The organism is Streptomyces sp. SPB074 (assembly GCF_000154905.1).
In the GTDB taxonomy this organism is placed as follows: Bacteria; Actinomycetota; Actinomycetes; order Streptomycetales; family Streptomycetaceae; genus Streptomyces.
In genome coordinates, this window is sequence record NZ_GG770539.1 from 930750 (window position 1) to 941666 (window position 10917).

Genomic DNA, 10917 nt, shown 5'->3' on the forward strand with positions numbered 1-10917 from the left:
TTCGGCGGGCAGGAAGACGGGAGCGAGGTGGTGGAGGCGGGGCGGGGTGCGCGTGCTCATCGCGGGCGCCTCGCGGGACGGCACCGGGAGCCGGGCGCGATGGAGCGGCGACCGCGGGGCAGGGCGGGAGTACGGAGCACGGCGAAAGGCCGGAGCACGGCGGGGGTGCGGAGCGCGGCGAAAGGCCGGAGCACGGCGGAGGAGCGAGGCGCGGCGGGAGAGCGGAACGCGGCGCCGGGGCCTGCCCCGCGCCGTGGCGGCCGGGCCACTCGCGGGGTGCCCGCGCGGTGGGCGCGGCTACGGTCCGTACCGCTCCTGTGCATTCCGCGCCTCCTTCCCGCGCTCGTCCCGCGGCTCCCCGCCCTCGCGGCGGGTCCGTTCCGGCCCCCGCGGCGCGGCCGTGCCGCACCCGTGTCCGACTCTACGGGGCGGGACCGACAATCCGGCTCGCGCGAGGGACCGGCGCCGGTCAGGGCGTGGTCGCGGAGACGACGTAGACGATCGGGTGCTTCGGGTCGGTGCGGTCGACCGTGACGTCCTGGCTCGGGCGCGGGTTGTCCTGGTGGTGGCGCAGGCCCGTCCAGTGCACGGCGGGGTCGAAGCTCCAGCGGGTGATGGCGAGGTCCCGCTTCTTGATCGTGACGCCCTCGTCCAGGTCGTCGCGGGTCTTGCCGAGCGAGTGGAGGAACTTCGTCAGTCCCTTGTGGGTCGTGCGGAACTGGGTGTAGAGGCGGCTGGCCTTCCAGTTGTTCGTCTCGTAGTAGGCGACGAACGAGGACTTCGGCGGGATGTCCACCTCGTAGATGCGCCGCTGCACCTTCGAGGGCCAGCCCGCGCTCAGGCCCGTCGCGGAGTACTTGTTCTCCTTGTCGCGGCCGGAGTCGCGGCTCTGCGAGGCGGAGACGAGGAGGTATCCGGCGGGCACGCCGATGAGCAGCACGATGATCAGGAGCGTCAGCGTGCGGCGGCGGATCATGTGGCCGCGTCCTTCGGGGCGCGCGGCCTCGGGCGGGCCGGGCTGCTGGGGGACGCTCCGGTGGTTTTGGCTCACGCTCCGTCCTCCCCGCCCGGGACGCCGGGGGCCTGCGCGTACCGCTCGTAGCGCTCGACGCGGCGGCGGTTGGCGCGGCGGAAGCGGCGGGCGACGAGCCTGGCCAGGTCGGCGGCCCCGACCATGCCGGCCTCGGGCCCGAGCTGGGCCTTCGCGATCCGCGCCTGGGGGCGGTAGCCGCGCCCGGTGAGGTGGCGGCGGAAGGCGTCCGTCGCCGGGTCGATGAGGAGGTCGTCGGCCGCGCTGACGCCGCCGCCGATGACGAAGCAGGAGGGGTCGAGCGCGGCGGCGAGGTTCGCGATGCCGACGCCGAGCCACTGCCCGATGTCCTGGAGGAGTTCGACGCACATCGCGTCGCCCTCGCGGGCCAGCTCGGTGATGAGCGGACCGGTGATGTCGCCGATGGTGCCGCCGACGCGGTCGATGATGCCGTGCGCGACGGGCGAGTCGGCCGCGGCCAGCTCGCGCGCCTCGCGCACGAGGGCGTTGCCGGAGCTGTACTGCTCCCAGCAGCCCCGGTTCCCGCAGGGGCAGCGGTGGCCGCCGGGCACGACCTGCATGTGCCCGAACTCGCCCGCGACGCCGAACTGGCCGCGCTTGACCCTGCCGTCCTCCAGGATCGCGCCGCCGATGCCCGTGCCGAGCGTGATCATCACGAGGTGGTCCTCGCCGCGTCCGGCGCCGAAGCGCCACTCCGCCCAGGCGGCGGTGTTCGCGTCGTTGTCGACCATGACGGGAACCGCGAGGCGGCCCGAGATGCGGTCGCGCAGCGGCTCGTCGCGCCAGGCGAGGTGCGGGGCGAACAGGACCCGGTTGCGCTCCGCGTCCACCCAGCCGGCCGCGCCGATGCCGACCGCGTGCACGTCGTGCCGGTCGGAGAGGTCGAGGACGAGCTCGACGATTGTGTCCTCGACGACCTTCGGGCTCTTGGACTTGTCCGGGGTCTCGGTGCGGAGCGTCTCCAGGATGTGGCCGTCCGCGTCCACGACGCCGGCCATGACCTTGGTGCCGCCGATGTCGATGCCGACCGTGGGGACCCGCGGGGCGCTGAGGTGGGAGCGCCGTTCGCAATTGCCCACGGAGCACGTACGCAGGACGGTGGCGCGGGCGGCGCCGCGGTACGTGCTCATCGGGGTCCTGTATCGCTCGGGGGCGCGGCACGCGGCCGGGGCGGGCCGGGTGGCTCCGCCGGGGCCGATTGTGCCATTGCCGGGGGTGAGGGCGCGGTGAGGTGGGGCGGGACCGGGCCTTCGGCCCGCGCGCCCCGCCGTGTGCGGGGCGCGCGCCCGGCCGGGGTCAGTCCGCGCGCCCCGCAGGGGTCAGTCCGCGTCCTTCGCCGGGTGGCCGCCCAGGTGGTCCGGGACCGGGGCGCGCCGCAGTTCGTGGCTCAGTTCCTCCAGCTCGGAGCCGCCCGCCATCTGCCGGGTCAGTTCGTCCAGGCTGATGGCGGCCCTGGGGTGGCTGCCGGCCATCGTGCCGCGCTTGAGGAGCACGAAGTGGTCACCGACGAGGTAGGCGTGGTGCGGGTTGTGTGTGATGAGGACGACGCCGAGCCCCGCGTCGCGCGCGGCGGCCACGTACTTGAGGACGACGCCGGACTGCTTGACGCCGAGCGCGGCCGTCGGCTCGTCCAGGACGAGGACCTTCGCGCCGAAGTAGACGGCGCGCGCGATCGCGACGCACTGCCGCTCACCGCCGGAGAGCGTGCCGATCGGCTGGTCGACGTCGCGCAGGTCGATGCCCATGCGGGCCAGTTCGGCGCGGGTGGTCTCGCGCATGAAATCCACGTCCAGGCGCGAGAAGGGCCAGGTGCCCTTGACCGGCTCGGAGCCGAGGAAGAAGTTGCGCCACACGGGCATGAGCGGGACGACGGAGAGGTCCTGGTAGACGGTCGCGATCCCGAGGTCGAGCGCTTCGCGGGGCGAGGAGAGCCGCGTGTCCTCGCCGTCGAAGCGGAAGGCGCCCGCGTCGTGCTGGTGCAGCCCGGCGATGATCTTGATGAGCGTGGACTTGCCCGCGCCGTTGTCGCCGAGGACGCAGGTGATCTCGCCGGGGTGGACGGCGAGCGAGACGCCTTCGAGGGCGCGGACGTTCCCGTAGTACTTGCTGACGTCGTCCAGTGCGACGAGCGGGACGCGCTCGTCGCCGGGCCCGGCCGCGGTGGGGGTGGTCATGAGGTGGCCTCCGCACGCTTGCGCACCCACGCGTTGAGGAGCGTGGCGAGGAGGAGCATCGCTCCGAGGAAGAACTTGAACCAGTCGGCGTTCCACTCGGCGTAGACGATGCCCTTGCTCGTCATGCCGAAGATGAGCGCGCCGACGGCGGCGCCGATCGCCGATCCGTAGCCGCCGGTGATGAGGCAGCCGCCGATGACGGCCGCGACGATGTAGATGAACTCGTTGCCGACGCCCTCGCCGGACTGCACCTGGTCGAAGGAGAAGAGCAGGTGCTGGCCCGAGATCCAGGCGCCGAAAGCGACCCCGAGGTAGAGCCCGACGCGGGTCCTGGTGACGGGGACGCCGACGGCGCGGGCGGCGTCCTCGTCCCCGCCGACGGCGAAGATCCAGTTGCCCGCGCGGGTGCGCAGCAGAATCCACGTGCCGAGCGCGATGAGGCCGAACCACCACAGGATGGTGACCTTGAAGTCGACGCCGCCGAGGGTGAGCGTGGAGGCGAAGAGGGCGTGCGCGGAGGAGAAGCCCTCCATGTCGGAGATGCTCTTCGTGGAGACGCCGCCGCTGATGGCCTTGGTGAGGCCCAGGTTGAGGCCGGTGAGCATGAGGAAGGTGCCGAGCGTGATGATGAAGCTCGGCAGTTTCGTGCGCTGTCGCAGGTAGCCGTTGAAGAAGCCGAGCGCGAGGGTGACGACGAGCGAGACGCCGACGCCGACCCAGGTGTTCGCGGTCAGCTGGAAGCTGAACATCGTGGAGACGAGCGCCGAGGTCGTCACCATGACCCCGGCGGAGAGGTCGAAGTCGCCGCCGATCATGAGGAGCGCGACGGGGACCGCCATGATGCCGATCGTGGAGGCCGCGTAGAGCATCGTGGCGAGGCTCGCGGGCTTGAGGAAGCTGTCGGCGACGAGGGCGAAGAAGACGAAGACGGCGATCGCGCCGACGATCGAGCCGAGTTCCGGGCGGCGCAGGAGCCTGCGCCAGCCGGGGGTGCGCAGGAGCCGTTCGTCCCCGCCCGCCACGGCGCTCACCGGGTCTCCCGCTTCGTGTACTCGGCGAGGGCGTCGGCGTCGTCGCGCGTGATGATCTGCGGGCCGGTGAGGACGGGCTGCCCGCCGCCGAGCATGTCGGCGTTGTAGCGGTACAGCCACAGGAGGTCGACGGCCTCGTAGCCCTGGAGGTAGGGCTGCTGGTCGACGGCGAAGCCGAGCGTCTTGTTCTTGAGAGCGTCGACGACCTCCGCGTTGAGGTCGAAGGTATCGACCTCGGCCTTGCTGCCCGCCTCGTTCTTCGCCTTGACGGCGGCGTCGGCGAAGGGCGCGCCGAGGGTGACGACGGTGTCGATCTTCTTGTCGGTCTGGAGCTTGGCCTGGAGGGCGGACTGCACGTCGGGCATGTTGGTGCCGGTGACGTAGATGTTCTCCATCGTGCCGTCGAAGGTCTTCTTCGCCCCGGCGCAGCGATCCTCGTGGCCGACGTTGCCCTGTTCGTGCAGGACGCACAGCGCGCGCTTCCTGCCGCGCTTGTTCAGCTCCTCGCCGACGGCCTCGCCCGCGACGGTCTCGTCCTGGCCGATGTGGGCGAGCGCGCCGAACTTCTTGGAGTCGGCGGCGCCCGAGTTCACGGTGAGGACGGGGATGCCGGCCTTCTTGGCGCGGGCGAGCGCGGACTTCATCGCGCCGGGCTTGGCGAGCGTGACGATGATGCCGTCGACCTTCTTGTCGATCGCGGCGTCCACGTACTGCGCCTGGGTCTGGCCCTGGTCGCTGTGCGAGTAGAGGAACTTGATGTTGTCCTTGACGGCGGCCTGCTTCGCGCCGTTCTGCACGATGTCCCAGAAGGAGTCGCCGTCGCCGGAGTGGGTGACCATGGCGACCGTCCAGCGCGGGGTGTTCACGGCGGCCTTGCCACCGGCCGCCGCGGCCTTGCGGGCGTCCTCGGCGCGCTTGCCGCCGGTGCTGCTGCACCCCGCGAGGGAGAGGCCGAGCGCCGCGGCCACCGCGACACTCACCCAGGTACGAAAGCGTGCCACCAGGACCAGCCCTTCTCGTCTTGCCGTACGTGCGTCGAATCCGCCGCGCCCGGTGGGCGCGGCGGTTGACGGGGACCGTGGGCCCCGGCCGGAGGCCGGGGTGGTCGCCCGTGGCGGGCGCCGTCAGCCGCCCGACCGACCAAGTATCGTGCACCGGCTCCCGGCCGCACGGCGGCGGGTGGGGTGGGCCGACGGCTCGCAGAGTTGTAACGGAGAGTGGTGGTGCGCGTCAATGGCCCGCGCGGGCCGCGCGGCGAACGTCACGGGTGCGGGTGGTCAACTTCGCCACGGGGCAATGGGGGTACGGGTCCTGGCCCGCCTGGGGCGGGAGCCGGTACGGCGGGCCGCGCGGCCACGGAGCGCGGCCGGTCGGTGACGGTGCGGGTACCTCGGGCGGAGGGTGGCGGGCCGGGGCGGGTGACCAACGCCGCACGCGGCGAGGCTCGGGCCGGGGCGTCCCGCGCGGGTGGGGGCGCCCGGGTACGGCTCGGGCGGCGGGCGCGGACCCGGGCGGCCGCCCGGCAACGGGGCCGCCCCCCGGCACGTGCGGCGGGGGGCGGCCGGAGCGGTTCAGCAGGTGAAGTCGATCAGGTCGAAGCTCGCGTAGTGGTCGGAGGTGTAGTAGTCCTCGTCCGTCTCCTCACCGGTCACGACGCGGCGCGCGCCGCGGTCGGAGGAGCCGGGTGTCTTCACCGTGTACTCGTGGTAGTAGCCGGTGGACCGGCCGGGAAGGACCCCCTCGCGGTTCTGGAAGACGGTGCCGTCCTGCGGGTAGGGGAACGGGCCTCCCTTGTCGATGAGTGCGAGCGTGTCGTGGGCCTGGCTGGGCAGGTCCGAGGAGCAGATGTCGCCCACCGCGGCCGCCGCGCGGGCGACGGCGGTGACGGGGGCGGGGGTCGGGGCCTGGGCCTGCGCGGTGGTGACGGGGCCGCCGATGAGGAGGGCGGCGCCCAGCGCGGTGAGGGCGGCGAGGCGGGGGGTGCGGGACGAGGTGTGGGGGTGTCGTCGCATGTCGTCCACGATGACGCGCGTAGATGCCGGTGTCCCATGTCAAACCCGGGTGAAAATTCGGTGTGTTGGTGAACAGCGGGTGCACGCGGCGTGCGGCTGGGGCGGGCACACGCCCCCGGGCGGACGCGGCGGGGGGCGCCGCACTCCCCCGGGCGCCCCCGCGCCCGCCCGCCGGGCCGTTCACTCCGCTCCCGACTCCCTCATCCGGCGCTCCAGTTCGCTCCTCCCGCGCGCGCTGAGGCTTCCGTGCAGCCGCAGCCGCGAGACGCCGCCGTCGGGGTGGATGTCGAGGCGCGCGTGGGTCGCGGGGACGGGGTGGTCGAGGAGGAAGCGGTGCGGGGTGTCGGGCTGGAGGGGGGTGGGGGGCAGGAGCCGGGTCCACGGCCCGTCGTCCTCGCGTACGGACAGGGCCGCCCAGCCCGGCGCGTTGCCGAGGTAGCAGGCGGTGTCGATCTCGACGGCGCGGATCTCGCCGTGCCCGGCCAGCGCGTAGCGCACCCAGTCGTGTCCGTCGTCGCGCCGCCGCCGGGTCTCCCAGCCCTCGTGCATGGAGCGCGAGCGCCCCGGGCGCAGGGTGTTGGCGGGCGGCGAGTAGAAGCGGTCGGAGGCGTCCTCGGCGCGGCCCCCGTGCTCCTGCGCGAGGAGGTCGAAGGTGCCGAGCGCGGCGAGCCACCGCGGGTCGGGCACGACGTCCCCGTGCACACGCAGCCGGGCGATGCCGCCGTCCGGGTACTGCCGCAGCCGTACGTGCGTGAAGCGGTGTCCGTCCGCGACGGGGAAGCCGTTCGCCGCGTGGCCGCCGATCTCGGTGCGGGGCAGGAGCGTGGTCCAGCGCACGCCGCGGGCGAGCAGTTCCGCGGGGCCGGGGTGGCCGGTGAGCGCGGTGGCCTCGACGCTCACCGCGCGCGGGTGGTTGCCGCGGAAGTGGGCGGTGTCGACGAGGAGTCCGCGCACGACGCCCGGGGTCGCGAGACGGACGAGCGCCCAGTCGTGGGCGCCGTCGTCCGGCCAGGGGTGGGCGGGGTCGGTGCCGCGGCGGCGGCGGGTCTCCCAGCCGTCCATGATCTTGCCCTTGTGGCCGTACGCGGCCGGGTCGAAGCGGGGGCGAGCGGGGGTGAGCAGGTTCTCGCGCTCGGCGAAGAACTCGTCGTTGGCGGCGAGGACGCAGCCGCCGAGGTCCCGGTCGGCGAGGTCGGGCAGGCGGGTGAAGGGGTGATCGGCCGCGCGGTGATCGGCGTACGGGTCACCGCCGGTGTAGGGCTGCGCGGGGCCGGTGAACGGGGCGGGTGTCGCGGTCACGGTGGGCGTGCTTCCTTTCCTCGCTTCGGAGCGCGGGACGTCGCCCGGGGACGCTGGCGCGCTTCTCGCGTCGGGGCCCCGTCACCTGCCCGCTCCGGGGGGCATGTCGCGGGTCACGCCTCGCGGCGCAGCAGCTTCCCGAGGGGTGGGGTGAACGCGCCGTCCGCGTAGACGCGTTGTCCCCGCAGCCAGGTGGCGCGGACGACGCCGCGCAGGGTGCGGCCCGCGTAGGCGGTGACGGCGTTGCGGTGGTGGAGCCGGGCGGGATCGACGGTGAAGCGGGCCTCGGGGGCGAAGACGGTGAAGTCGGCGTCCTTGCCCGGGGCCAGGGCTCCCTTCGCGGTGAGCCCCGCGCAGGCCGCGGGCGCGGCCGACATGCGGCGCACGACCTCCGCGAGCCCCGTCCCGCGCGCCTCGGCGGCGGTCCAGACGGCGGGCAGGCCGAGCTGGAGGGAGGAGATGCCGCCCCAGGCGCCGGCGAAGTCGGGGGATTTGAGGTCGGCGGTGGACGGGGAGTGGTCGGAGACGACGCAGTCGAGCGTGCCGTCCGCGAGGGCCTGCCACAGGGCGTCCTGGTTGGCGCCCTCCCTGATGGGCGGACAGCACTTGAACTCCGTCGCGCCGTCCGGGACCTCCTCGGCGGTGAGGGTGAGGAAGTGCGGGCAGGTCTCGGCGGTGACCGGGGCCCCGGCCGTCTTCACCCCGGCGAGGAGGGGCAGTACGTCGGCGCTGGAGACGTGCAGGACGTGGACACGGGCGCCGGGGTGGCGGGCGGCGGCCTCCAGCAGGAGGCGGACGGCCTCGCGTTCGGCGGCGTGGGGGCGCGAGGCGAGGAAGTCGCGGTAGCGCGGGGCGGGCCGCGGGGGCGCGGGGGCGAGGTGGCGCGGGTCCTCGGCGTGCACGAGGAGGAGACCGCCGAACGCGGCGAGGGCGGCGAGCGCCGCGTCGAGCCCGGCCGCGTCCAGCGGCGGGAACTCGTCCACGCCGGACGGGGAGAGGAAGCACTTGAAGCCGAGCACGCCGGCCTCGTGGAGCGGGCGGAGGTCCGCCGCGTTCCCCGGGACCGCGCCGCCCCAGAAGCCGACGTCGATGTGCGCGCGGGACGCCGCTACCTCCCGTTTGCGGCGCAGACCGGCGACGGTGGTCGTGGGCGGCAGGGAGTTGAGCGGCATGTCCACCAGCGTCGTGACGCCCCCGGCGGCAGCCGCGCGGGTCGCGCTCGCGAAGCCCTCCCAGTGGGCGCGCCCGGGGTCGTTGACGTGGACGTGCGTGTCGACCAGGCCGGGCAGCAGGGCGTCGTCGCCGAGATCGAGGACACGACAGCCCTCGGGCGCCGCGCTCCCGTACGGCAGGACCGCGCTGATCACGGCGCCCGAGACGGCGACGGCCGCCGGGCGGGGCGGCCCCTCGGGCAGCACGACGCGGGTGGAGCGGAGGAGAAGGCGGGGCGGTGCGGCGGTCATGGCGGGCCCCCTGGTCGACGCCTGCTGAATCGGTCCGGGTCGTGCGGGCGAGTCTCTGCCGCCCCGCAGGTCCCGTCAAGGGCGCCTGGCGGCGCGCCCCACCCTGCCCCTTTTCGTTTACCGGAAATAAACTTTCACGTAACAACGTCCTCCGTGCGGCCGGGAAGATCCCGCCCGGTAGGCTGCTGTCCCACTCCGTCCGCCCCCCGAAAGGACCGCGCCGTGCCGACGCCGAGCACCAGCGATGCCGTCGCTCCCCCGAAGTCCGCGGCGGCCGGGGGCGTCCAGTCCCTGGAGCGCGCCTTCGACCTGCTGGAGCGGATGGCGGACGCGGGCGGCGAGGTCGGCCTGAGCGAACTCGCCACGAGCAGCGGTCTCCCGCTGCCCACGATCCACCGCCTCATGCGCACGCTCGTCGCCACCGGTTACGTGCGCCAGCAGGAGAACCGCAGATACGCGCTCGGCCCGCGCCTCATCCGGCTCGGCGAGTCCGCCTCGCGCCTGCTCGGCACCTGGGCGCGCCCCTATCTCGCTCGCCTGGTCGAGGAGACGGGCGAGACGGCGAACATGGCGCTGCTGGACGGCGACGAGGTCGTGTACGTGGCGCAGGTGCCCTCCAAGCACTCGATGCGCATGTTCACCGAGGTGGGCCGCCGCGTCCTGCCGCACTCGACGGGGGTGGGCAAGGCCCTCCTCGCGGAGAGCGCCCCGGGCGAGGTGCGCGCGCTGCTCGCCCGCACGGGGATGCCCGCCGCCACGGACCGCACCCTGACGAGCCCGGACTCCTTCCTCGCGGCCCTGGACGAGGCGCGGGCGCGGGGCTACGCGGTGGACGACAACGAGCAGGAGATCGGCGTCCGCTGCCTCGCGGTGCCCGTCCCGCACTCCCCCACGACGGCGGCGATCTCGGTCTCGGGACCGGCCGGCCGCCTCACGGACGAGGCGATGGAGCGCCACGTTCCCGTCCTGCGGCAGGTCGCCGGCGAGCTCTCCGAGGCCCTCGCCCGCCGCGCGGAACAGGCGTAGCCCCGGGGCGTGAGCCCGAACGGGCGCGGCACGCAACCCACTTGACGCGCAATGGGTCGCCACCGCCCCCCTCTGTACCTACTGGTACGTACACTCCGCGCATGGACACCGCCGAACGCCTCGTCGAGAGCACGCGCGCGCTGCTGTGGGAGCGCGGGTACACCGGCACCAGCCCGAAGGCCATCCAACGCCTCGCGGGCGCCGGGCAGGGCAGCATGTACCACCACTTCACCGGGAAGCCGGAGCTGGCGCTCACCGCGATCCGGCGCACCGCGAGCGAGCTGCGGGCCAAGGCCGAGGAGCCGTTCTCCGCGCCCGGGACCGCGGTCGAGCGCGTCACCGCCTACCTGCGCCGGGAGCGTGACGTCCTGAAAGGCTGCCCGATCGGGCGCCTCACGCAGGACCCCGAGGTCATGGCCGACCCCGCCCTGCGGGCACCGGTCGGCGAGACGCTCGACTGGCTGCGCGGCCGTCTGGCCGCGCTGCTCGCCGAGGGGCGCGAGCGCGGCGAACTCGCCGCCGCGCTGGACCCGGTGACGACGGCGGCGACCATCGTCGCGACGCTCCAGGGCGGCTACGTACTGGCGCGCGCGGCCGGATCGGCGGCGCCGTTCGACCAGGCCGTCTCCGGAATCCTCGGCCTCCTGGCCGCCCACACGCTCCCCGCTGAGCCCTGAGCGCCACGCGCCGCACACCCAACGAACCGCCGACGCCCCGCACCCCGCACCACCACCCGCCCCGAAAGGCAGCATCGCCGTGCACGCGAAGCAGTACGAGATCACCCTGCCCGCCGACTACGACATGGCCGTCATCCGCCGGCGCGTCGCCGTGGGCGGCCACGTCCTGGACGACCGGGCGGGA

11 protein-coding genes are annotated in these 10917 nt (G+C 74.1%); 3 read left to right on the top strand and 8 right to left on the bottom strand.

The window, feature by feature from the left end; genetic code table 11:
- Window positions 1-469 precede the first annotated feature (469 nt).
- From SSBG_RS03775 to allB, 8 genes are all read right to left on the bottom strand, one after another.
- A complete protein-coding gene (locus SSBG_RS03775) occupies window positions 470-976 on the bottom strand; it encodes a hypothetical protein (RefSeq protein ID WP_037868877.1) in 507 nt (168 codons plus the stop codon).
- Between the two features lie 71 nt (window positions 977-1047).
- The gene (locus SSBG_RS03780; protein ID WP_008744899.1) at window positions 1048-2181 is read right to left on the bottom strand and encodes an ROK family glucokinase; all 1134 of its coding nucleotides are present in this window, start codon (window positions 2179-2181) and stop codon (window positions 1048-1050) included.
- A 189-nt stretch (window positions 2182-2370) separates the two neighbouring features.
- Window positions 2371-3225 carry an ATP-binding cassette domain-containing protein gene (locus SSBG_RS03785; protein WP_008744900.1) on the bottom strand — a complete coding sequence of 285 codons (855 nt, stop codon included), beginning with the start codon at window positions 3223-3225 and terminating at the stop codon, window positions 2371-2373.
- Window positions 3222-4256 (bottom strand): ABC transporter permease, encoded by a 1035-nt coding sequence (locus SSBG_RS03790; protein ID WP_008744901.1) that lies wholly within the window; start codon window positions 4254-4256, stop codon window positions 3222-3224. Before SSBG_RS03790 ends, SSBG_RS03785 begins: the two co-directional genes overlap by 4 nt.
- Window positions 4253-5257 carry a sugar ABC transporter substrate-binding protein gene (locus SSBG_RS03795; protein WP_037868880.1) on the bottom strand — a complete coding sequence of 335 codons (1005 nt, stop codon included), beginning with the start codon at window positions 5255-5257 and terminating at the stop codon, window positions 4253-4255. Before SSBG_RS03795 ends, SSBG_RS03790 begins: the two co-directional genes overlap by 4 nt.
- Window positions 5258-5827: 570 nt before the next feature.
- Complete coding sequence (locus SSBG_RS03800; RefSeq protein ID WP_037871049.1) at window positions 5828-6268, bottom strand: ribonuclease; 441 nt, start codon at window positions 6266-6268, stop codon at window positions 5828-5830.
- Between the two features lie 180 nt (window positions 6269-6448).
- A complete protein-coding gene (gene alc, locus SSBG_RS03805) occupies window positions 6449-7567 on the bottom strand; it encodes an allantoicase (protein ID WP_008744904.1) in 1119 nt (372 codons plus the stop codon).
- A gap of 113 nt (window positions 7568-7680) precedes the next feature.
- Window positions 7681-9030 carry an allantoinase AllB gene (allB, locus tag SSBG_RS03810; RefSeq protein WP_008744905.1) on the bottom strand — a complete coding sequence of 450 codons (1350 nt, stop codon included), beginning with the start codon at window positions 9028-9030 and terminating at the stop codon, window positions 7681-7683.
- 222 nt (window positions 9031-9252) lie between these two features.
- Between allB and SSBG_RS03815 the strand changes: the two genes are divergently transcribed.
- The 3 genes from SSBG_RS03815 to SSBG_RS30650 all read left to right on the top strand — a co-directional run.
- Window positions 9253-10056: an IclR family transcriptional regulator gene (locus tag SSBG_RS03815; protein WP_008744906.1), complete on the top strand. Its 804-nt coding sequence runs from the start codon at window positions 9253-9255 to the stop codon at window positions 10054-10056.
- A gap of 101 nt (window positions 10057-10157) precedes the next feature.
- Window positions 10158-10733, top strand: a complete 576-nt coding sequence (locus tag SSBG_RS03820) for a TetR/AcrR family transcriptional regulator (protein WP_008744907.1) — start codon at window positions 10158-10160, stop codon at window positions 10731-10733.
- Window positions 10734-10812: 79 nt separating this feature from the next.
- The coding region (locus tag SSBG_RS30650) for a DUF4865 family protein (RefSeq protein WP_158677737.1) at window positions 10813-10917 on the top strand (105 nt) is incomplete at its 3' end.

What these genes read in the sequence shown, in the direction of transcription:
- SSBG_RS03785 (WP_008744900.1), bottom strand. Translation starts at nt 3,225, where the DNA reads ATGACCACCCCCACCGCGGCCGGGCCCGGCGACGAGCGCGTCCCGCTC.
- allB (WP_008744905.1), bottom strand. Translation starts at nt 9,030, where the DNA reads ATGACCGCCGCACCGCCCCGCCTTCTCCTCCGCTCCACCCGCGTCGTG.
- SSBG_RS03800 (WP_037871049.1), bottom strand. Translation starts at nt 6,268, where the DNA reads ATGCGACGACACCCCCACACCTCGTCCCGCACCCCCCGCCTCGCCGCC.
- SSBG_RS03775 (WP_037868877.1), bottom strand. Translation starts at nt 976, where the DNA reads ATGATCCGCCGCCGCACGCTGACGCTCCTGATCATCGTGCTGCTCATC.
- SSBG_RS03820 (WP_008744907.1), top strand. Translation starts at nt 10,158, where the DNA reads ATGGACACCGCCGAACGCCTCGTCGAGAGCACGCGCGCGCTGCTGTGG.
- SSBG_RS03780 (WP_008744899.1), bottom strand. Translation starts at nt 2,181, where the DNA reads ATGAGCACGTACCGCGGCGCCGCCCGCGCCACCGTCCTGCGTACGTGC.